Origin of the sequence: Acinetobacter sp. ANC 4218 (genome assembly GCF_002135245.1) — a bacterium.
In the GTDB taxonomy this organism is placed as follows: Bacteria; Pseudomonadota; Gammaproteobacteria; order Pseudomonadales; family Moraxellaceae; genus Acinetobacter.
The window spans coordinates 152642-174601 of record NZ_NEGD01000008.1; the positions used below are offsets into that span (position 1 = coordinate 152642).

At 43.0% G+C, this 21960-nt stretch carries 18 protein-coding genes, 1 rRNA gene and 1 pseudogene; 13 read left to right on the plus strand and 7 right to left on the minus strand.

The annotated features are described in order from the left end of the window. Positions 1-178: 178 nt before the first annotated feature. The 8 genes from B9T38_RS09650 (at position 179) to B9T38_RS09685 (ending at position 8149) form a co-directional block, all read left to right on the plus strand. Positions 179-565: an RcnB family protein gene (locus B9T38_RS09650; protein ID WP_086196595.1), complete on the plus strand. Its 387-nt coding sequence runs from the start codon at positions 179-181 to the stop codon at positions 563-565. Positions 566-695: 130 nt separating this feature from the next. Next, entirely contained in the window at positions 696-2048 is a 1353-nt protein-coding gene (gene argA, locus B9T38_RS09655; protein ID WP_086196596.1) for an amino-acid N-acetyltransferase, read from the plus strand. 329 nt (positions 2049-2377) lie between these two features. Beyond that, positions 2378-3340, plus strand: coding sequence for a sulfonate ABC transporter substrate-binding protein (locus B9T38_RS09660; RefSeq protein ID WP_086196597.1), 963 nt, complete (start codon positions 2378-2380; stop codon positions 3338-3340). 97 nt (positions 3341-3437) lie between these two features. Beyond that, complete coding sequence (locus B9T38_RS09665) at positions 3438-4361, plus strand: sulfonate ABC transporter substrate-binding protein (protein ID WP_251992224.1); 924 nt, start codon at positions 3438-3440, stop codon at positions 4359-4361. 16 nt (positions 4362-4377) lie between these two features. Continuing rightward, the gene (ssuD, locus tag B9T38_RS09670; RefSeq protein WP_086196599.1) at positions 4378-5553 is read left to right on the plus strand and encodes an FMNH2-dependent alkanesulfonate monooxygenase; all 1176 of its coding nucleotides are present in this window, start codon (positions 4378-4380) and stop codon (positions 5551-5553) included. Then, a complete protein-coding gene (ssuC, locus tag B9T38_RS09675) occupies positions 5553-6368 on the plus strand; it encodes an aliphatic sulfonate ABC transporter permease SsuC (protein WP_086196600.1) in 816 nt (271 codons plus the stop codon). Before ssuD ends, ssuC begins: the two co-directional genes overlap by 1 nt. Positions 6369-6378: 10 nt before the next feature. Further along, entirely contained in the window at positions 6379-7188 is an 810-nt protein-coding gene (locus tag B9T38_RS09680; protein WP_086196601.1) for an ABC transporter ATP-binding protein, read from the plus strand. Between the two features lie 346 nt (positions 7189-7534). Then, the gene (locus B9T38_RS09685; protein WP_086196602.1) at positions 7535-8149 is read left to right on the plus strand and encodes a TetR/AcrR family transcriptional regulator; all 615 of its coding nucleotides are present in this window, start codon (positions 7535-7537) and stop codon (positions 8147-8149) included. 79 nt (positions 8150-8228) lie between these two features. Here the strand turns inward: B9T38_RS09685 and B9T38_RS09690 are convergent, their stop codons facing one another. After that, complete coding sequence (locus B9T38_RS09690; protein ID WP_086196603.1) at positions 8229-8792, minus strand: 5'-methylthioadenosine/S-adenosylhomocysteine nucleosidase family protein; 564 nt, start codon at positions 8790-8792, stop codon at positions 8229-8231. A 320-nt stretch (positions 8793-9112) separates the two neighbouring features. Between B9T38_RS09690 and ribF the strand changes: the two genes are divergently transcribed. The 5 genes and pseudogenes from ribF (at position 9113) to B9T38_RS09715 (ending at position 14724) form a co-directional block, all read left to right on the plus strand. Next, the gene (gene ribF / locus B9T38_RS09695; RefSeq protein WP_086196604.1) at positions 9113-10114 is read left to right on the plus strand and encodes a riboflavin biosynthesis protein RibF; all 1002 of its coding nucleotides are present in this window, start codon (positions 9113-9115) and stop codon (positions 10112-10114) included. A 63-nt stretch (positions 10115-10177) separates the two neighbouring features. After that, positions 10178-13024: an isoleucine--tRNA ligase gene (gene ileS, locus B9T38_RS09700; RefSeq protein WP_086196605.1), complete on the plus strand. Its 2847-nt coding sequence runs from the start codon at positions 10178-10180 to the stop codon at positions 13022-13024. Further along, a complete protein-coding gene (gene lspA, locus B9T38_RS09705) occupies positions 13017-13559 on the plus strand; it encodes a signal peptidase II (protein WP_086196606.1) in 543 nt (180 codons plus the stop codon). Before ileS ends, lspA begins: the two co-directional genes overlap by 8 nt. Next, on the plus strand, positions 13552-14034 hold the full coding sequence (locus tag B9T38_RS09710; RefSeq protein ID WP_086196607.1) for an FKBP-type peptidyl-prolyl cis-trans isomerase: 483 nt from the start codon (positions 13552-13554) through the stop codon (positions 14032-14034). Before lspA ends, B9T38_RS09710 begins: the two co-directional genes overlap by 8 nt. Before the next feature lie 147 nt (positions 14035-14181). Beyond that, positions 14182-14724, plus strand: a pseudogene (locus B9T38_RS09715) (NADPH-dependent FMN reductase). Between the two features lie 983 nt (positions 14725-15707). On the opposite strand, the gene B9T38_RS09725 reads toward B9T38_RS09715, so the two are convergent. The 6 genes from B9T38_RS09725 to rrf all read right to left on the minus strand — a co-directional run bounded on the left by B9T38_RS09725 (position 15708) and on the right by rrf (position 21899). Continuing rightward, positions 15708-16898, minus strand: coding sequence for a PQQ-dependent sugar dehydrogenase (locus B9T38_RS09725; protein WP_200223391.1), 1191 nt, complete (start codon positions 16896-16898; stop codon positions 15708-15710). A 319-nt stretch (positions 16899-17217) separates the two neighbouring features. Continuing rightward, the gene (locus B9T38_RS09730) at positions 17218-17541 is read right to left on the minus strand and encodes an ankyrin repeat domain-containing protein (RefSeq protein ID WP_086196609.1); all 324 of its coding nucleotides are present in this window, start codon (positions 17539-17541) and stop codon (positions 17218-17220) included. Between the two features lie 35 nt (positions 17542-17576). Continuing rightward, the gene (locus B9T38_RS09735; RefSeq protein WP_086196610.1) at positions 17577-18257 is read right to left on the minus strand and encodes a hypothetical protein; all 681 of its coding nucleotides are present in this window, start codon (positions 18255-18257) and stop codon (positions 17577-17579) included. A gap of 135 nt (positions 18258-18392) precedes the next feature. Then, entirely contained in the window at positions 18393-19742 is a 1350-nt protein-coding gene (locus tag B9T38_RS09740; RefSeq protein WP_086196611.1) for an aromatic acid/H+ symport family MFS transporter, read from the minus strand. A 342-nt stretch (positions 19743-20084) separates the two neighbouring features. Continuing rightward, a complete protein-coding gene (locus tag B9T38_RS09745) occupies positions 20085-21446 on the minus strand; it encodes an MFS transporter (protein ID WP_086196612.1) in 1362 nt (453 codons plus the stop codon). A gap of 338 nt (positions 21447-21784) precedes the next feature. Next, positions 21785-21899, minus strand: a 5S ribosomal RNA gene (gene rrf, locus B9T38_RS09750). Positions 21900-21960: the final 61 nt, after the last annotated feature.

Consider the following 21960-nt stretch of genomic DNA (forward strand, 5'->3'; position numbering starts at 1 on the left):
TTTGCACTTTTATGGTCAATCCTATCCCTTTATCTCTATAACTTTCAGTCTTTTACAATCTTCTTTTTTTCTCCATCAATTTCACAATTCAACTAAGATTCCAACATCGTTTATCTCGACTTTTCCTCTAATTTTGAATCATCGAAAACATCTTCCTAAATGATCCAGGGTGAAAGTAATGAAAAAAATTCTGACTACAATTGCGCTTTCTTTATCTGCATTGATGGCAACTTCAGCGATGGCAGCACCAGACCATCGTTATGATGATCATCAACACTACAATCATACAGCATCACAACAGGACCACCGTTGGGATCACAATAATCGTTATGACAATAATCGCTATAACCAGAATCGTTATGACAATAAAAGAGTAAACCCAAGCCGTGACTGGCGTGCCGGCCAAAACTTCCCGCGTGTATTTAGCTCATCCAACTATAAAGTCAGCGACCGTGAAGCACGCCGCTTACCGAATACCAACCGTTATCAACAGTGGTATAAAATCAATGGCGACTATGTGTTAGTGAATGAACGTACCGATCGTATTGTGCGCATCATCAACTAAAACCGGCCTAAGTTTCCTCTTCCCTAAAAAACACCTGAATTCGATTCAGGTGTTTTTTATTTTTTAGCTTCCCCCCCGTCATTTTTTGATTAGAATCAAGGAAGGAAATTTTTTTAATTTTGAGATAGGTATGCAAACGAATTCATCTGAAACATCACAAAGCACAAATTTGCAATATGTGCATTGGTTTCGACATTCTGCACCCTATATCAATGCCCACCGCAACAAAACCTTTGTCATCATGTTTGATGGTGAGGCGGTGCAACATGAAAATTTCCAGCATATTATTCATGACATTGCCCTGCTGCATTCTTTAGGTATTCGTCTGATTCTGGTACATGGTGCACGTTCGCAAATCAACCAGAACCTCAAAGCCAGCGGTATTCAAACGCCTTTTCACAATCACCGCCGCATTACCACACGCGAATCTTTAAGCTGCGTCATGAATGCAGTGGGTTCGATCCGTTTACAAATTGAAGCGCTGCTTTCCATGGGACTGGTCAATTCCCCCATGTATGGCGCACGCATTGATGTGATCTCGGGCAATTTTGTCACCGCCAAACCCTATGGCATTCGGGACGGCATCGATTTTCAGCTGACGGGTGAAGTACGAACGGTCGATACTGACGCCATTCAAAGACATTTAAAAAATCACAATATTGTGTTGCTGGGTCCAACCGGCTATTCCAGTACCGGTGAGGTGTTTAACCTGGTGGCAGAAGAAGTGGCCACCAATACTGCCATTCTGCTGAAAGCCGACAAGCTGATTTTTTTGGGTAAACAGCAAGGTCTGGTCAACGAGTTTGGACAATTGCAACGTGAAATAGCGCCGCATCAGCTGGATCGGCAGATCTTGCAATATCAGGATTCCAATCCCGATATTGCCCTGCAATTGCGCGGTGCCAAAAATGCATCACTGCAAGGGGTACATCGTGTACATCTGATTTCTTATACCTACGATGGGGCCTTGCTGGAAGAACTGTTCACCCGTGATGGTGCGGGTACCATGATGACCGATGCCCATTATGAAGATGTACGTACGGCTACGATTCAGGATGTCGGCGGCTTGATGAATCTGCTTCGTCCACTGGAGGCCGAAGGTATTCTGGTGTATCGCTCACGTGAAAGATTAGAAAGTGAAATTGAACAGTTTTCCGTGATTGAACGGGACGGGATGATTCTGGCCTGTGCCGCGCTGTACCCTATTCCCACCTCAGCCAATGAAGTTAAATCGGCGGAGATTGCCTGTGTCGCAGTCGATCCGACCTATCGCAAGTCTAACCGCGGCAGCCAGATTCTGCATTATCTGGAAGACAAGGCCAAAAGTCTGGGCATTCAGCAACTATTTGTACTGACCACACGTACCGCGCACTGGTTTGTCGAACATGGTTTTGAACCCGCCAGTGTCGATGACCTGCCCAATGCACGTCAGGCCCTGTATAACTATCAACGTAATTCCCTAGTCTTCAAAAAGCCACTTTAAAGTGGCTTTTTTTATGCCGCTTATATCTTTATTTTTTATATCTTTATGATAAACCCATCGAAATTTATCATGATTTGTTTATGGCATTTTTGCATATTCTTATCCACGCTTAAGATTTAGAATTTAAGTTAATTAATATCAATAATTTAATTAAATAAAACTGGATATTGAGTTGTCCTGATAAATCATATTTCCGCATAAGGTTTTCTTTATTTTATTTATCTTTTTTCCTCATTAGAAATTTATCTTTTCTTATTTTTTTCGAAAAAGAAAAGGCTTTAGCGTATGTGTTCAATATTCAACACTTCCTTATTGCGGAGCACACATACATGAGCGCCATTCAAGCAAAATTCTGGGCGAAATCACTGGTCCTTTCTTCAGTAGTTGCTGGCGCAATGATGATGTCAGGTTGCGGAAAAAAAGAAGCTGAAACAGTCACGTTAAATATCGGCTTTCAAAAGTATGGCTTGTTACCGATTATTAAAGAACGCGGCACTTTAGAAACGGCGTTGAAAGATCAGGGCGTCAATGTGAAATGGGTAGAATTCCCAGCCGGTCCTCAATTGCTTGAAGGCTTAAATGTCGGCAGTGTTGTATTAGGTGAAGCAGGTGAAGCACCGCCTATTTTCGCACAGGCTGCCAATTCAAATCTGGTTTATATCGCCAACCAGCCGGAAGCACCTAAAGCTGAAGCCTTGATTGTGCAAAAAGATTCAGCCATTCATAGCATCCAGGATTTAAAAGGCAAACGTGTTGCACTCAATAAAGGCTCGAATGTTCATTATCTACTGTTAAAAGTGTTACAAGCCAACAAGCTCACCCTAAATGACATTCAGGTGGTGTACTTGCCGCCTTCGGACGCACGCGCCGCATTTGAACGTGGTGCCGTCGATGCCTGGGTGATTTGGGACCCGTTCTTTGCTGCTGCAGAAAAGCAGATTGGTGCTCGTGTCATTGCCACAGGTGAAAACCTGGTCAGTAACCATCAGTTTTATCTGGCTGACCGCAAATTTGCCGAGCAGCATCCTGATGTGCTGAAAGCGGTCGTAAATGAACTCAACACCACCACCCAATGGGTATCCCAGCATCAGGACGAAGCCGCCAAGCTGCTGGAAAAGCCAACAGGACTGTCTAAAGACATCCTGAAAACGTCCATTTCCCGCATGGGCTTTGGAGTACAACCCATTTCTAATGAGGTGGTGCAAAAGCAGCAATATGTTGCCGATGCCTTTTATCAGCAGAAACTGATTCCAAACAAACTCAATATTCAATCCGCGATTTTAGCGAAGTAAATCATAAATAAAACTTAGGGGATTTAACATGACTCAGCATCAACTACACAACAAAGCAGTCACATGGTTCAAGACCTCCAGTCATGGCATAAATGCTATGTTAGTTGCTTGTGCGATGTTGGGTTCAAGTGCCGCCTGGGCTGTTGATCCTTCAGTGAAACAGCTTCGCGTCGGCTATCAAAAATCTTCTGTCAATCTGGTGATTGCACAACAGCAAAAGTTATTTGAACAGGAATTTCCCAACGCCAAAATCAGCTGGAATGAATTTCCTGGCGGTCCACAAATTTTAGAAGCCCTAGCCGTCGGTTCTGTAGATATCGGTTCAACCGGCGATACGCCGCCTGTCTATGCTCAGGCAGGCAACAAACCACTGCATTATTTTGCTTATGAAACGGCAAAACCTTTGGCTTCTGCCATTTTGGTGCCAAGCAACTCCAAAATTACCCAGCTCCGCCAGTTGAAGGGCAAACGTATTGGGGTTCACCGCGGTTCAAGCTCACATTATCTATTGGTGCAGGCAGTACGTAAGGCTGGTTTGCAATGGACAGATGTTCAACCGATCTGGCTCAGTCCGGCTGATGCCCGTGCGGCTTTCCAGAAAGGTGCGATTGATGCCTGGACCATTTGGGACCCGTACTATGCTGCGGCACAACTGGAAGATAAGGCCAAGGTACTGACCACAGGGAAAGGCTTAAGTCCAAATTACACCTTCTATCTGGCTTCAAATGATTTGGTTAAGAATCATCCTCAGGCACTTAAAGGCATTATCAAGCAGCTTAATGTTGCTGATAAATGGGTACAAAGCCACAAGGCTGCGACTGCAAGCCTGTTTGCGCAAAGCACAGGTCTGAAACCGATTGTCAGCCAGACTTTTATCCAGCGCCGTCCTAACCCGTCTGGTGCAGCTCTGCTCAGCAAAAAAGTAATTGCCGACCAGCAAGAGCTCGCCAACCGTTTTAGCGAACTCAAAATCATTCCGAAATCTATCAATATTCAGCAAGCCGTTTGGGCAGGCAAATAATCTAAGGATCAATGCAATGAAAATTTTCTGGTTTATTCCTACGCATGGTGACAGTCGTTATTTAGGCACGAGCAAAGGTGCCCGTCAGGTCGATCATGCTTATATGAAACAGATTGCCGTCGCGGTAGATAACCTGGGTTATGAAGGCGTACTCATTCCAACCGGCCGTTCATGTGAAGATCCATGGATTACCGCTGCCAGCCTGATTGATGCCACTAAAAATTTGAAATTCCTGGTGGCATTACGTCCAGGCGTGACTACGCCGGCACTGGCTGCGCGTATGGCCGCAACTTTTGACCGTTTGTCTGGCGGTCGCGTTCGGCTGAACCTGGTCACCGGTGGTGATGAGCAAGAGCTTAAAGGTGACGGCGTATATGAAGATCATGCGACGCGCTATAAAACTGCGGCTGAATACACCACCATCTGGCGTGAAATTTTAAAACGTTCACATACTGGTGAAAGTTTCACTTTCCACGGTGAACACTTAAGTGTCGATGACGCAAAACTGCTTTATCCACCAGTACAGCAGCCTTATCCGCCACTTTGGTTTGGTGGTTCTTCCGATGCAGCCGTGGAATTGGCCACCGACCAGGTCGATACTTACCTGACTTGGGGTGAGCCACCAGCCGCAGTGAAAGAAAAAATTGAAAATGTCAGAGCCAAAGCTGCCGCCAAAGGCCGTAGTTTAAGTTACGGTATCCGTTTACACGTGATTGTGCGTGAAACCAATGAACAGGCATGGGCTGCTGCTGAAGAGCTGATTCAGTATGTAGATGATGCAACGATTGCTGCTGCACAACAAAAATTCAAGCAGATGGATTCCGTCGGTCAACGCCGTATGGCTGAACTGCACAACGGTGACCGTACTAAACTTGAAGTATCTCCAAACCTTTGGGCAGGGGTAGGCCTAGTTCGTGGCGGTGCAGGTACAGCACTGGTGGGTGACCCTGAAACGGTTGCTGCACGCATTCAGGAATATGCGGACTTGGGTATTGATACCTTTATTTTCTCAGGCTACCCGCATCTGGAAGAGTCTATTCGTTTTGCCGAACTGGTGTTCCCGCTGTTGCCTTTAGAAACCCGTAAAAAACTGGCTCAACCGAACTTGACTGGTCCTTTTGGTGAAATCGTGGCAAATAACTATGTTGCTGATGAGGCCAAGAAGGAAGTGAAACATCAGGAGCCGGCTTAATGAGCACAAGCATTTCTGCGGGAGCCTTGGAGAAACTCAAGGTTTCACGTGGAACACAATTTGGGCAGCGTTTGCTGCCCTGGTTGTTCCCGATTGCACTGATTGTTATCTGGCAAATTGCCTCCAGTACCGGGCTGTTGGAAAGCCGCATTCTACCTGCACCGACGGCGGTCGTAGCTGCATTCTGGCATCTGCTGATCAGTGGTGAACTTTGGCAACACGTAAAGGTGAGTGCCGGACGTGCCCTGCTCGGTTTATTGGTCGGTGGAGGTTTAGGTTTATTACTCGGCCTGCTCAATGGTTCTTCTAAAACTGCCTCCACCCTGCTGGATACCACGTTACAGATGATCCGTAATATCCCGGCTTTAGCCTTAATCCCTTTGGTGATTTTATGGTTCGGGATTGATGAATCCGCCAAGCTGTTTCTGGTAGCTGTAGGGGTATTTTTCCCGCTTTATATCAATACCTATCATGGCATTCGTTCAGTCGATCCGCAGCTGATCGAAATGGGTAAAAGTTACGGCTTAACGCGCTGGCAATTGTACAAAGAAATTATTTTACCGGGTGCGATGCCATCAATTCTGGTCGGTTTACGCTTTGCCCTGGGTCTGGTCTGGGTACTGCTGATTGTGGCCGAAACTATTTCAGCACAATCCGGCATTGGTTATATGACCATGAATGCTCGTGAGTTTTTACAAACTGACGTGGTCTTGGTAGGGATTTTACTGTATGCCCTGTTGGGCAAACTGGCTGATGTATTGGCCGTCGCTTTAGAAAAATACCTGCTGCGTTGGCACGCTGGCTATCAAAAATAAGGAATAAAACATGACTGATTTAAGCATCGGGCGTCATGTATCTGAAGAACGCTCAATATCGCAACAACCTGACCCTACAGATATCAATCCTAACGCTGTGGTGGGTGCAGAAATTCTGATTGAACAGCTGCACAAATTCTATGGCGAAGTGAAAGTTCTGGAAGATCTGGACCTGCATATTCAACCGGGTGAATTCCTGGCCATTGTCGGACGCAGTGGCTGTGGTAAAAGTACCCTGCTGCGTCTAATTGCCGATCTGGAACAACCGAGCTATGGCGAAATCAAGTTTAAATCAGCACGTCATATTCGCGAAGGCATCACCAGCGATGACATTCGGGTCATGTTCCAGGACCCACGACTGTTGCCGTGGCGTAGCATTGAGCAAAATGTACAATTGGGTTTAGCCAAAGAACAGCAAGCCAATGCTTCTGCACTACTGGAAAAAGTCGGCTTGAAAGAAAAGGCCGGACTCTGGCCATCACAACTTTCAGGCGGTCAGCGTCAGCGTACTGCACTGGCCCGGGCCTTATCGCATAAACCTCGCATTTTGCTGCTTGATGAGCCTTTAGGTGCACTGGATGCACTCACCCGTTTGGACATGCAGAACCTGATTGAAAAACTCTGGACTGAACAGGGCTTTACCGCCATTTTAGTCACTCATGATGTCAGTGAAGCCGTACAACTGGCCGACCGGATTATCCTGTTAGATAAGGGGCACATTGCCCAGCAGTTTAAAGTGGATTTGCCTCGACCACGTAAAAAAGATTACACATTTACCGAGCTGGAACAGCAAGTATTAAATGCGGTATTGGCAACCTGAGCATGCAACACGGCGATAACGAATCTAAACGATCCGTTATCCTTCCTCGGTTTATGCATCTTTTAGTCCAGCCTAAACATACTCTTTAGTTTTTTTAAAACTGCACCAAATCTAAACACAAAAGACCAGCCGTATCATTTACCAAAAAAATCAATCCCATTTAATCATTTATATAAGAAATGCAATCATTGCCTATCGGTAGGTTCTATAGGATTTTTAACTCATTAAATAGCTAACCTACAGAATAAACTATCAATTATGATAAAAATGCAATTTTTAGTAATGCACAAATCTGTCGATTTGCCGTACAATTTGCCTTTCCCCTTTAATTTTTTTAAATTTGCCAATGGAACAAAAAAAGAGTACACAAAAAAGACATCAATTGCTAAATGCTGCACTCGATGTATTTTCCCTTTACGGTTTTAATGGGGCAAGCTTAGACGAGATTGCTCAGATTGCTGAAATGCATAAATCGAATATTTTCTACTATTATGAAAATAAAGAAGCTTTATATGTAGAAGTGCTTACCACCGTTCTACAGAAATGGCTTGCGCCGCTACAAATGCTGGAATCAGAGTTGGAACCTGAAGAAGCGATTACCAATTATTTATTGCAAAAAATTGAAGTGTCACGTACTCAACCGAAAGCATCCCGCCTGTTTGCGCTGGAAGTGATCCAAGGTGCACCCCATATTTTGCCAATTCTAAAAGGTCCTTTAAAGAAACTGTTTAAGCGCAAGGCTAAAGTGATTAGCGTATGGCAGGAACAGGGGAAAATTGCCAAAGAAATTGATCCTGAACTGCTGATTTTGAATATTTGGGCATTGACGCAAAACTATGCAGATTTTGCCACGCAAATGGAAATGGTCACGGGTAAAACCTTACGCAACCGCAGTATGCAACAACGTTGTATTCAACATACTGTACATATGATGTTATATGGCGTCATTCCTCGTTCATAACTGTTAAATTATCCCCAAGGATAATTTTGGCATACGACCATAGCCTTCTATGGTCGCCAAATTACTACTGTTACCCATCTTATTTTATCGTTTGATATAATTCTGACAGTTTTTTCGCACCCAACAATAAATTTTCTTCCCAATCCAGATGCGCAGTTTCATTGGCCCCATCGGTAATATATTTTACAGAAACGAATCTTATCCCCAGTTTTTTACAGACTTTGGCCATGGCATAGCCTTCCATATCGACCAGATGGCATGGCACTTTAGGCAAGCCTATCTCAAAGCTGTCCCCTGTTCCGCAGATACCTTGAGGCAAATGCTGAAAATAGGACTGCAAATGGATTTCTGCCGGATGATCCTCATCCATAGGCGTAACCCCAACTGCAAAACCGAGCGGGGATACATCCATATCCCGTTGCACAAAGGTGCTGACTTCGACCAGTTCATGCGCATTAAAATGCGAACTTCCGGCGGTACCCAAATTGAGCAGGGTCTTGCAACCGGTCTTGTGAATCACCTCGAAGGCTTTATATGCCGCATTGACTTTGCCTATACCGCTGTAATGGACTTCGATGCCTGCCTGTTCAAACAGACCTTTAGATTCACTGGGCAAAGCCATAATTAAAGCCAGATCAGACATAGCAAAACCTTATCGATGCACAAATTTAAAATTGTGCCAATTAGAAAAGAATTACCCAATAAGTGCAAATTTAAAATCATAAGCACGTTCCCGTACAAAAATTTGATCCCCCCGATTCACTTGAATATTTAAATTTATTTTTCTTATCATGAACGATTTTGAAACCATTCCATGCAATGAATCTTCTGGATGCAGATTTTTTCAAATACTATTTTTGCAAGAAATTTAATATTTTTTTGTATGAAAACACAACAACAAGACGAACGCGTAAGATTATGGCAATATATAGCCCTGATAACTTTTCACTTATTGATTCGCCCATGAAGCTGCTCCGCCTGAATGCTTTAGCGCCCAATTTTCAATTGCCAAAAACGGCCGTAACCATTGGTAATTTTGACGGTGTACATTTGGGCCATCAGGCAATGATTAGCCAGTTAAAACAGCTGGCAGCCGCAGAAAATTTAAAAACGCTGGTGATGATTTTTGAGCCGCAACCTCTGGAGTTTTTTAAGGGTTATGATGCTCCTCCACGTATTACCTCACTGCGTGAAAAAGTGGAATATCTGACTAAACTGGGCGTGGACTACATTGCCGTTGCAAAATTTGATAACCATTTCCGCAGTCTAAATGCTGAAAGCTTTGCTGAACTGTTAAAAGTAAAACTTAATGCAGAACATCTGGTTCTGGGCGATGACTTCCACTTTGGCAAAAACCGTCAGGGCAATAGTGAATTTTTAACAGCCTATGGTTTTCAGGTCACCAACTTAACTACGGTTGCACTGGATGGTGAACGCGTCAGTTCGACCAGGATCCGCCAGACCTTGCAAGCAGGTGATTTAGCCCTTGCTGCCAAATTACTTGGCCGTCCCTATAGCATCACCGGTCGGGTACAATACGGTGACCAGATTGGACGAACCCTTGATTTTCCAACCATTAATGTCGCGCTAAACCGTCATAAACCGTGCTTGAAAGGCATTTACGGCGTAGAGGTGATGTGTGAAACCCTATCGTTAAAAGATAAAGTGAAAGCCGACGATCCTGAAAAATCAGGCATTGCAGGCTATGAACCTACCGCTCTGTTCGGTGCCGGACATGTCGGTACCCGACCGGCCATCAAACAAGTCCATCCGGAATGGCGATTAGAAGTACATTTTCCTGATGTTTCTGCTAATCTGTATGGCCTGTTAATGCGGGTGACATTCTTGAACTATTTACATGGCGAAAAGGACTACCCTTCGCTTGAAGCATTAAAAGCCGGAATTGATGACGATGTTGAGAAACTGCTTGAGTTTCGACAAAACACGCCCCATTTTCCCTTTTAAATCCCAGATTTTTTATTGTAAAACGCGTCAGCCTCAGACTGATTAAATTGGAAGACAACTTGCATGAGCGATAAGCAAACTCCTGAAAATGCAGTGGATTATAAAGCCACGCTAAACCTCCCAGGTACTGAATTTGCAATGAAAGCAAATCTGGCAGTACGTGAAGCAAAATGGTTAGAAGAGTGGTATGCCGACAACATTTATCAGCAGATTCGTGCATCGCGTATTGGCAAGAAAAAATATGTGCTTCATGACGGCCCTCCATACGCCAACGGTCAAATCCATTTAGGCCATGCCGTCAACAAAGTCCTGAAAGATATCATCATCAAAAGCCGCGTGATGGATGGCTATGATGCCCCTTATGTTCCGGGTTGGGACTGTCACGGTCTGCCCATTGAACTGAAAGTTGAAGAAAAAGTCGGTAAAGTCGGCGTGAAAGTTGATGCCGCAACTTTCCGTAAGCACTGCCGTGAGTATGCCTACACCCAGGTTGAATTACAGAAAAAAGACTTCGTGCGTATGGGCGTTTTCGGTGACTGGGATAACCCCTACCTCACCATGAACTTCAAGCAAGAAGCCGACATCGTGCGTTCATTAGGTGCAATTGCCAAAGCAGGCCATATCGAACCGGGTTTAAAACCGGTGAACTGGTGTCTGGACTGTGGTTCGGCATTGGCTGAAGCTGAAGTTGAATATGAAGACAAAAAATCAGACGCGATTGATGTCGGTTTTACAGTGGTTGATTTGGCAGACCTATCTGCACGTTTAGGCGTTGAAGTTAAAGACTCAACTGACATCGTGATCTGGACCACGACACCTTGGACATTACCTGCCAACCAGGCCGTTGCCCTGCATGCTGAAATTGAATATCAATTGGTCAAAGCACGTGGTGAAGATAAACAACCGCAAAACTTTATCTTGGCCAAAGACCTGGTTGAATCTGCTACTGAACGTTATGGCTTTAGCACGGTTGAAGTGATTGCCGATTTTGCTGGTAGTAAACTTGAAAACCTGCAACTACAACATCCGTTAATCGCTGATCGTCAAGTACCGGTCATCCTGGGTGAACACGTCATTGCAACCAGTGGTACGGGTGCAGTACATACCGCGCCGGGCCACGGTGTGGACGATTATAAAGTCGGCCTGTTATACAATTTAAAAGTCGACAACCCGGTCGGTGGTAATGGTGTTTACCTGCCAACTTCACCTATTTTTGCCGGCGAACACATTTATAAAGCCAATCCAAAAATCATTGAAGCATTAAGTGAAGCGGGCAAACTTTGGGCGCATCACCCGATCAAGCATAGCTACCCGCACTGCTGGCGTCATAAAACCCCGATTATCTTCCGTGCTACGCCACAATGGTTTATCAGCATGGATGCCAAAGGTTTACGCCAAGGTGCTTTGAACGCGATTGAAAATGAAATCAGCTTTGTACCGGACTGGGGTAAAAACCGTATCCAGGCGATGATCGAAGGTCGTCCAGACTGGTGTATCTCACGTCAACGTACCTGGGGTGTGCCAATCCCGTTCTTCGTGCATAAAGACACCAACGAATTGCATCCGCGTACCCCTGAACTGATCGAAGAAGTAGCGAAACTGATCGAACAGGAAGGTATTGATGGCTGGTACAACCGTGAAGCGAAAGACTTCATCGGTGATGATGCTGAACACTACAATGCCGTACGCGATACCCTGGACGTGTGGTTCGACTCAGGTACAACCCACTACGCGGTATTACGTGAACGTGAAGAACTGCAAGACCCTGCTGATTTGTATCTTGAAGGTTCAGACCAGCACCGTGGCTGGTTCCAGTCTTCATTGTTGACTTCAATTGCGATTAACGAACGCGCACCGTATAAGGGCTTGTTGACTCACGGCTTCGTGGTCGATGAAAAAGGCCGCAAGATGTCTAAATCACTGGGTAACATCATTACCCCGCAAGACATCATTAAAGATATGGGTGCGGACGGCTTACGTTTCTGGATCGCATCTGCCGACTACCGTTATGAAATGACTGCCGGTAAAGAAATCTTTAGCCGTGCATCGGATGGTTACCGTCGTATCCGTAATACCTTGCGTTTCTTGCTGGCCAACCTGAATGGCTTCCAACCAGCAACGGATGCATTGCCAGTCGATCAATTGATTGCCTTAGATCAATACATCCTGCAACGAGCTGCAGACGTACAAAAAACCATTCAGCAAGCGTATGAAGATATGAACTTCCATATCGTCACTAACGCCTTGACTAACTTCTGTATCAATGACTTGGGTGGTTTCTATCTCGACATCATCAAAGACCGTCAGTACACCACCAAAGCGGACTCGCAAGCGCGTCATTCTGCACAAACTGCCTTGTATCATCTGGTACAGGCCTTTGTACGCTGGATGGCACCGATCTTGAGCTTTACTGCACAAGAAGCTTGGCCTTTAATTCCGGGTCAAAGCGAGAAATACGTGTTCACTGCCGAATGGTATGACATTCCGGTCGCATCAACTGCGAACCTGGTTTCAGAAGCTGACTGGCCGACTTTAATTAGCGTTAAATCTGCAGTAAACAAGCAAATTGAAGCGGCACGTAATGCCAAACTGATTGGTTCTAACCTGTCGGCTAAAGTTGAACTTTGGGCCAATGCTGAACTGAAAGCCGTATTGGATCAGCTAAGCGACGAGCTTCGTTTTGTCCTGATCACCTCTCAAGTTACTGTAAATGCCTTTGATGCAGCGCAAGGTGAGGCAACCGATCTGGAAGGTTTACGCGTCAAAGTCTCTGCTGCCGATGGTGAAAAATGTGCACGCTGCTGGCATGTGCTGCCTGATGTGAATACACATCATGAACATCCAGGCCTTTGTTCTCGCTGTATTATTAACCTTCCTACAGGTCAAGGCGAAGAGAGAAAGTATGCCTAATCCGCAAAATAAAAAGGGCTTATTCCAGTTCTACCCGCACAATCTGGTGTGGGTCGGATTATCCATAGTGGCAATTATTCTGGATCAATGGACCAAATGGTTTGCAACGACCCATCTGAACTATGCAGATCCGGTCCCTGTACTGCCCTTTTTAAACTGGACATTGCTACATAACTATGGCGCAGCCTTTAGTTTTCTGTCCGATGCTGGTGGATGGCAACGCTATTTCTTTACTTCACTAGCAGCGTTAGTGTCTGTAATTTTTGTATTTTGGCTGATGCGTATGCCGAAAAAAATCGTGATTTTACCTATGGCGATTGCCCTGATTCTGGGTGGAGCCATCGGTAACCTGATTGACCGGGTCACCTTGGGTTATGTGGTCGATTTTATTCACGTTTACTACAACAACAGCCACTTTCCTGCTTTTAATATTGCTGATAGTGCCATTACCGTGGGGACTATCTTGCTCCTGATCGATACGTTTTTCCTGGAAAAACACCGTATTCAACGTGCGGAAGCGCAACAAAATGACTGATTTTATTAATCCAAATGAAGAAACCCGAATTGCAGAAGGTTCTAAAGTCGAGCTGCATTTTTCGGTCGCCATTGAAAATGGCGTGGAAATTGACAACACCCGTAGCCGTGAAATGCCTGTCAGCCTGGTAATGGGTGATGGCAGTTTATTGCCGGGCTTTGAAAAAGCCCTGTTTGGTCTACGTGCCGGGGACCGTCGTACCGTGAGTCTTCCACCAGAAGAAGCTTTTGGTCCATGGAATGCTGAAAACGTACAGAAATTTGATACGGTTAAATTCGAACAGCCTCCTGTTGTGGGTCATATGATTGAATTTGAAGATAAAGCCAAGCAAAGTCTGTTTGGTGTGGTGAAATCGGTCGGTGAAGATATTACTGAAATTGATTTTAATCACCCACTTGCCGGTAAAAACATTACCTTTGAAGTGGAAATCTTTAAAGTGACTCCGGCGGGTCAGCAAGGCGTTAAAATTATGTAAGGTTTCAGCCTTTTTCGTTAAAAAGCTCCTTCGGGAGCTTTTTTATTTTCTGCTTGCAGCGATGGTTAAAGATACAAATCCTTAATATTCAATAAATAATATTCATAATAAGTTAAACATGACAATTCAAAAATCTAAGGTCCATACATGAAAATATATATTGTCGTGGGTAGCATGCGTGAAGGTCGGACTGCCATTAAAGTGGCACGTTGGGTCAAGCGCAGTATTGATCAGGCCAATTTCAGTACAGTTCAGGCCGAACTAGTCGATTTAAAAGAATGGGCTCTGCCGATTTTTGCTGGTAGCCATCCTCCAATTACGGGCATTTATGATCAACCCAAACAACAAGACTGGGCAGATAAAGTGGCTTCAGGCGATGCCTTCATTTTTATTAGCCCTGAATATAACCATGGCTACAGCCCGGCACTTAAAAATGCCCTCGATTACGTCGGTAAGGAATAGCAAGGTAAACCGGCTGCCTATATTGGCTATGGTGCAACCAATGGCTCCCGTTCCATCGACCAGATTCGCCAGGTCGGAACGCAACTTGGCTTAGTTGACAGTAATGCAGTGATTGAAATTCGCGATATTTTTTCACGTAATAAAACCGAAGAATTTGAACCGAATGAGTTTGACGAAAATACTTTAAAGGGCGTACTGGATAAACTGATTCAATACGTAAGCAATTGATACCTAGAAAATCGTTGTACGTTTAAGCTTACAAGAGTTGAAGAATATATCTACTTTTCACACATTATCTTTCACGATATATTTAACTCATACCGAGACAGGAAGTCTCTAAACTTACAACTAAAAAGATAAGTGATATAACAGCAGGATGCTGCAAGGTACGACAGGAGTTATACCTTAGAAAGAATATAAAAAACCTCGACAGGATGTCGGGGTTTTTTTCTTTATGCATGATGCTGATCGGGCTGAGCATTTATCGAAAACTTCAACTAAAACGATTAAAGTTTACATGCTATTGAAACTTCAAACTCTATAATCACAAGCATACAAAAATGAGGCATCATTAGAATAACCCTCAGAATTATTCCAGCCATCCTCAACAAAATAATAAAATGGAACGCTCAAGACAAGCAGACCTTTTTTAATACCATGTACCTAACGTGATGCCCTGTGACTACAATGACAGAAAGGTGATGTCGCCCTTGTGGTTAATATCAGGATTGCCGATTGGGGCATGAATGGCAAACAAGGCAACCGTAAACTGATCCAGATTCAGGCCAATGTGTTTAATGCAGATGAGCATTACGCAGCCTGATTCAGTGCAGTCATGAATATCAATTATTCTAAAAACCCCATCAGGGGCTTTTGAACTTTATTAAATTTATTTCATAAATCATTTTCAGTGACTATAAGTATTTCATAATACGAAAATAAAAAATTGATTTTTTAGCAGGTATTGGATTCATGAGTGTGGCATGGATGCCACACGTTTCTCATCACGACAAGGAAGTCGTGTATGGGAAACAAAAGGTTTTTCTTGCGAACTCAAAATATATTTTGATGTTCTCATTTTGACCTTTCAAAAGTAGCGATATTGCCTACGCAAAGGCATCAAAATGAAATCCATCAAATGAGGCTGTGCTGAATTAAAAAAATTAAGATTGAACATATTTTTGATTTATGAAAGATATCTATTAATCACCTTATTTCGCAGTCATTTTCAGCAGTCTGGCATTGCTACCATCTTCCAGCACCCAAATTGAACCATCTGGGGCTTGCAGCAGATCACGGATACGCTGCTTCATATCCACGCGCTGTACTTCAGTCACAGGTTTCATCGCTGTATCTACCACTACAATGGCTTTGGAAGACAAGCCACCAATCAGGGCCTTATTTTTCCATGCCGGAAATTGGGAACCGTTATAAAAAATCAGACTAGATGGGGAGATGACAGGTGTCCAGCTGATTTCAGGTGCTTTAAATTCAGGACGGGTATGATGGTCAGGAATATCTCTGCCATCATAATGATCGCCATTTGAAACCAGCGGATAGCCGTAATTTTCACCTTTAACAATCAGATTCAGTTCATCCCCGCCTTTCGGTCCCATTTCCGCCACCCACAGTTTTCCTTGTGCATCAAATGCAATGCCTAATGGATTACGATGCCCCAACGACCAGACCTGTTTTGCAATTTCGCCCTGATCGCTAAACGGATTACCTGTGGCAGGTGTTCCATCCTCATTTAAACGCAATATTTTGCCTAAATTGGATTGCATATTTTGCGCAGGATCAAACTTCTGGCGTTCACCCGAGCTAATCCATAACTTTCCATCCTGACCAAACAGGAGCCGATGGGCATAATGTCCCTGCCCTGATACTTTAGGCACCTGTTTCCATATTGTTTTTAAGTTTTTAACCTGTGGTTGCTGAACATTGGATAAATCCAGTTCGCCACGTGCCACCACAGCCCCATAGCCTCCCTGTCCTGCTTCTGCATAGCTTAAGTAAATGATATGGTTCTGTTCAAATTCCGGATGCAAGGCTATATCACCCAAACCGCCTTGCCCGCCATAGGCCACCTTAGGAATGCCTTTGACTTCAATTTTTTCTCTGGTTTTGGGGTCAAATAACTGTAACTTTCCCTTTTTTTCAGTGACCAGTAAACGACCATCCTTCAGCCCTGTCATGGCCCAGGGTTCATTAAATTCTGCGACGCTGGTGAGTTTATACGTTTGATTGACTGAACCTGAAGAAGGTTTGGAAGATGTGGTTTCTGCTGCTGACTTGGATGCCGGACTTACAGCATCAGTTTGTGCATTACATGCAGTTAAACTTGATGTACTGATTAATATAGTTGTGATCAGCATACGCTGTCGGAATATTTTTATTTTCATCCTGATGATCCTCTGCCATTCAAATCGCTCACCCGTTTTATTCTAAGTACAATATTGAAAATCACTATTTTTTATTGGTAACAAACTTTCATTTGCTATGGTCAGCTTGTGTAAGACATAACGTACACAAAATGATTCTATTAACCTCTATCTGCATCAAGATAAATTTCTTATTCTAAATTCATCAGGAAACAGGACGTTTCCCAAACAGAAAACAACAATAATAAAGTTTGAACATCAGGACGTGAGGTACGATAGGAGTCATACCTAGGCAACCCATATAAAGAAGCCCTATCACAATGATGGGGCTTCTTTTTTATCACGATAATCCTTTTAAGCTTTTAAGATAAGCTGTGACTTCTTTATTGCCTGCCATTTCAGCAAGCTCTAAAGCCGTATAAGTACTGCGATGATCAACATCTGCACCTTTACAGATCAATAGCTTCACGACTTCTAAATGATCATTTTCAGCTGCTGCCTGTAAGGCGCTATAGCCTTCTTCATCAGCTGAGTTGACGTCCAGACCTTCTTGTAAAGCCTGCTCAATCTGGTCAATGTCACCAATAGATGCCCAGTACACAAGTTCAGGAAGATGCAGTTCGTCATCATCTTCAGGGATTGGGGAGAATGAGTTTAGTTTCATAAATAGCTTACTCACTTAAATAATGAATCTTATATTCATTTTGCTTTTTCAAATAATCCTACCAATTTTCTTCTTCGATCTCTATATAAAGCAATATCTTGTTGTAAGTTAACTTTATCTTTAGGTTCTTTTGGAGTAAGGGGTATTTTCTTAGATAAATCATGGATTCCATTTTTTATTAAACTCGCATCATTTACATTTATATTTCTAATTAATTCTTCAATTTCCTCATGTACTTGCTCTATCTTTGGAGTAATTTCAGTTACAGGCACTCCTAACTCAGCACTTCTTTTAATACTTTCTAATTGAGATAATATTTTATGTAATGAGCCTATTATCCCGGTTCTGGCTTCTAATCTAATCACATCTTCATGTTTTGCTTTTGTAGAAAATTGAACTTCAGAAACAATATATTCTGCTAATCTTTTTGAATCACCATAGATGAGGGCTACACCTTGTCGTAAATCTGGATAACTAGAAACTGCCTGTAATAGTATATTAATTGCACCAAAAACAGTGATCCTAGCTTTTAAAGATCCTTCTTCAAATTCAACTTTTATTGACATATCTGGATGAAGATAGAATGCAGTTCTAGTTTCAACAAATTTTTGAATATGTTCTTTAAATACTAATAAATCTTGCTCAGAATCCAAACCTTTTGGTTCAACATGTATATATGCTTGACTCAAAATATTTTTATCAATGTAATCAGCCACTTTTATCTCTTTTTTACAATAATTTTCTATAAATATATAATTTATTTTTTAATATATCAATAACTTAGAAAAATACTTAAATTAATTATATAAATAAAAAGCCCCCTTTCGGAGGCTTCTTTTTAAACTTAACTTTTAAGCTTTAGAAACTGCTGGTTCAGCTGAACCAATCTTTTCAGATTCATCGTCATGCATAATCAATGCAACAGCAATCGCAGTAATTAGCACCGGTAAACCGACTGCAATAAAGTTGAAATGTGCAGGCAGGTTCATGCCCAGTAAGCCACCAATCAGGATCGGGCCTACAATCGCGCCCATACGACCAATCGCAGACGACCAGCCAATACCGGTTGAACGTACCGCAAGTGGGTAGAACTGCGCGACATAACTATACAGCAACATTTGCGAACCAATCGACGCCGCACCCGCCAGGAACACCAAGATGTAAAGTAAGAATTGGTTAGACGCAAAGCCCATTGAGCTCATCACAACCGCACCCATCATACCAAGGATCATCAATACCGGTTTCAAGTGGAAACGGTCTGCAAGAATACCGCCACCCACAATACCGACCACTGCACCAACATTCATGACCATCATAAACATCAGGCTGTTATCCATTGAGTAACCTGCCGCCATCATCAGCTTCGGTAACCAGCTGCTCAAGGCATACATGGTCAGTAAGCAGGTGAAGAATGCAACCCAGAACAATAAGGTATTGGTTGCACGGCCACGACGGAACAGGCTCACCACGTTTGCCGCTTCAGGTACACTTTCCTGTGGCAAAGTAAATGTGGTTTGGTCAGTAACTTTGGTATTTGGCGACAAGCGACGCACAATACGACGTGCTTCAGCCTGCTTGTTTTGCTTTACCATAAACGCTAAAGATTCAGGCAAGAATTTCCAGATTAAAGGCAGCAAAAATAAAGGAATACCTGCAATAAAGAACATGATTTGCCAACCAAAATCAGGCGTAAACCATGAACCTAATAATGCTGCCATCACACCACCAACCGCATAACCGCTAAACATGGTGGTCACAAGTGTGCTGCGCATTTTTTGTGGAGCATATTCAGAAGTCAGTGCCACCAGGTTCGGCATCACACCACCAATCCCCAGACCGGCAAGGAAGCGTAACATACCAAATTCGGTTGGATTAGAGGCAAAACCACCAGCAAAGGTCAAACCACTGAATAAAACAATACAGATCATGATGACTTTCTTACGACCAATCTTGTCCGCCAAAGAACCAAAGATCATCGCACCAAACATCATGCCTGCAAGAGCTGTACTGGCAAGCATTCCCGCTTGAACGGCACTGAGGCCCCAGTCCTTCATTAATAGTGGTAAAGTTACACCATTAATTGCCAAATCATAACCATCAAATAAAATTACCAGTAAACACCAAGCAACTACATTGAAGTGAAAAGGCGTAAATTTCGCATTGTCGACCACAGAATTTATATCTACAGTTTCCATTGTCATCGTTCTCATCTCCCATGAGTACTTGTCCGTAACATTCTTTAAATATTCAGCTGAATATTTAATTCGACGCAATATACGCAAGCCGGATTTAACGCACAATAAGACTAATTGATATTCTTCTATGATCACTGAAATAACATTTATTTGATTGACATATCACATTATTATTAGAGTAATTTATGATCATTTTTATAAGTAAATTGGGCTTTTCAGGCCTTCTAGCTCGATTATTTTTTTGATTGGTTTAATCTTTTATGAAATAGCATAAAAAAACCTCTTCATTTGAAGAGGTTTAGATATTTTTGAAATATTTAACGCTTAAAGATTCTGATCACAATACGATCATTGGGCTTTTAGAGTGTTCAGTTTTTTCACCGCTAATGGATCAGCTTTTACCACTTTGTCTTGACGAACAATCAATGCTACCGCAAGTGCCACAACAATTACCGGTAAACCGACTGCCATAAAGTTAAATTGATGTGGCAATTCCATACCCAGCAACATTCCAATCAGGATTGGTCCGATAATCGCACCAGTACGTCCCACTGCAGAAGCCCAGCCAATACCCGTTGAACGTACGGTTAGCGGATAATACTGTGCGACATAACTATAAAGCAAAATTTGTGAACCAATCGCGGATGCACCAGCAACTGCAACCAGTAAGTAAATCACAGGTTGTGGAGATTTAAAGCCAAGTAAAGATAAAGCCACAGCACCCGACAAACATAAGGTAATAATGACTGGTTTTAAATGGAATTTATCTGCAAGAATACCGCCACCAACTGTACCGATCACCGCACCAATATTCATCGCAAGTAGGAACATCAAGCTGTTATTCATTGAGTAACCTGCTGCCATCATCAGCTTTGGCAACCAGCTGCCCAAGGCGTATAGCGTTAACAGACACATAAAGAAGGCAAGCCAGAACAACAGCGTACTACCTGCACGCCCCTGCTTAAACAAGCTGCTGACAAAAGCAGGTTCAGAAATTTTAACTTCACTCAGTTCAAATTTAGTTTGTGCATTCAAAACTAACTTTGTGCTAAGACGCTGCAAGATATTTCGTGCATGTTCATCCTTTTGAGCCTTGACTAAAAAGGTTAACGATTCAGGCAGAAATTTCCAGATCAGCGGTAACAGCAATAATGGTACGCCTGCAATAAAGAACATAATTTGCCAGCCAAAATTCGGAGTAAACCAGGCACCAAATAACGCTGCCATTACACCGCCTACCGCATAGCCACTAAACATCGTGGTGACCAGTGTTGCTCTTAAACGCTGCGGAGCATATTCTGAAGTTAAAGCGACAAGGTTGGGTAATACCCCGCCAATGCCCAGCCCTGCGAGGAAACGTAAAGCACCAAACTCTGTTGGATTTGAAGCAAATCCACCCGCAAAAGTAAATCCACTAAATAGCACCACACAGGTCAGGATCACTTTTTTACGGCCAATTTTATCCGCCAAAGTCCCGAATAGCATCGCGCCAAACATCATGCCTGCAAGAGCTGTACTGGCCAGCATTCCCGCTTGAACAGCACTTAAGCCCCAGTCCTTCATTAATAGTGGTAAAGTTACACCATTAATTGCCAAATCATAACCATCAAACAGAATAATTACCAAACACAAAAACACGACCTTAAAATGAAAGGTCTTAAATTCAGCTTTATCAATAACATCATTTACATTGACTGTATTCATTGTCATATCCCCACCTCCTGTGAGTTTTAATTCATTGTGATTACTACGACACAACACATGACCTGTAATCTTTTTATTATTTTTAATGATTTATAGCAGCATGCTTTCGTAACTGACTAAGTTGAACACAGCCATTTTTGAGTAAACACTCTACTAAAGTATTAAAAATGACAGAAATCCTAGACCCTTGAGTTTAGTTTTTAACCATTTTTAAATTGACAATTTTGAATTTGAATCAATAAAAATAAAATTAAATTGTTCTTTTTTAATCATTCTTCTTTTTAATAAGAATTCCAGGCATAAAAAAAGCCCCTGCTTTATGCAGGGGCTTTTTAAGAATAATGAGCTGGCGATGACTTACTCTCACATGGGTAATCCCACACTACCATCAGCGCTAAGAGGTTTCACTTCTGAGTTCGGGAAGGGATCAGGTGGTTCACTCTTGCTATGGTCGCCAGCACAACTGTTTATGACTTTGCGTTTGGTCTTATTTATATGCCAATGCTTGGTCAAATAGAAT

Coding starts and splice junctions, on each gene's coding strand:
- B9T38_RS09650 (WP_086196595.1), top strand. CDS start 179: ATGAAAAAAATTCTGACTACAATTGCGCTTTCTTTATCTGCATTGATG.
- argA (WP_086196596.1), top strand. CDS start 696: ATGCAAACGAATTCATCTGAAACATCACAAAGCACAAATTTGCAATAT.
- B9T38_RS09660 (WP_086196597.1), top strand. CDS start 2,378: ATGAGCGCCATTCAAGCAAAATTCTGGGCGAAATCACTGGTCCTTTCT.
- B9T38_RS09665 (WP_251992224.1), top strand. CDS start 3,438: ATGTTAGTTGCTTGTGCGATGTTGGGTTCAAGTGCCGCCTGGGCTGTT.
- ssuD (WP_086196599.1), top strand. CDS start 4,378: ATGAAAATTTTCTGGTTTATTCCTACGCATGGTGACAGTCGTTATTTA.
- ssuC (WP_086196600.1), top strand. CDS start 5,553: ATGAGCACAAGCATTTCTGCGGGAGCCTTGGAGAAACTCAAGGTTTCA.
- B9T38_RS09680 (WP_086196601.1), top strand. CDS start 6,379: ATGACTGATTTAAGCATCGGGCGTCATGTATCTGAAGAACGCTCAATA.
- B9T38_RS09685 (WP_086196602.1), top strand. CDS start 7,535: ATGGAACAAAAAAAGAGTACACAAAAAAGACATCAATTGCTAAATGCT.
- B9T38_RS09690 (WP_086196603.1), bottom strand. CDS start 8,792: ATGTCTGATCTGGCTTTAATTATGGCTTTGCCCAGTGAATCTAAAGGT.
- ribF (WP_086196604.1), top strand. CDS start 9,113: ATGAAGCTGCTCCGCCTGAATGCTTTAGCGCCCAATTTTCAATTGCCA.
- ileS (WP_086196605.1), top strand. CDS start 10,178: ATGAGCGATAAGCAAACTCCTGAAAATGCAGTGGATTATAAAGCCACG.
- lspA (WP_086196606.1), top strand. CDS start 13,017: ATGCCTAATCCGCAAAATAAAAAGGGCTTATTCCAGTTCTACCCGCAC.
- B9T38_RS09710 (WP_086196607.1), top strand. CDS start 13,552: ATGACTGATTTTATTAATCCAAATGAAGAAACCCGAATTGCAGAAGGT.
- B9T38_RS09725 (WP_200223391.1), bottom strand. CDS start 16,898: ATGAAAATAAAAATATTCCGACAGCGTATGCTGATCACAACTATATTA.
- B9T38_RS09730 (WP_086196609.1), bottom strand. CDS start 17,541: ATGAAACTAAACTCATTCTCCCCAATCCCTGAAGATGATGACGAACTG.
- B9T38_RS09740 (WP_086196611.1), bottom strand. CDS start 19,742: ATGACAATGGAAACTGTAGATATAAATTCTGTGGTCGACAATGCGAAA.
- B9T38_RS09745 (WP_086196612.1), bottom strand. CDS start 21,446: ATGACAATGAATACAGTCAATGTAAATGATGTTATTGATAAAGCTGAA.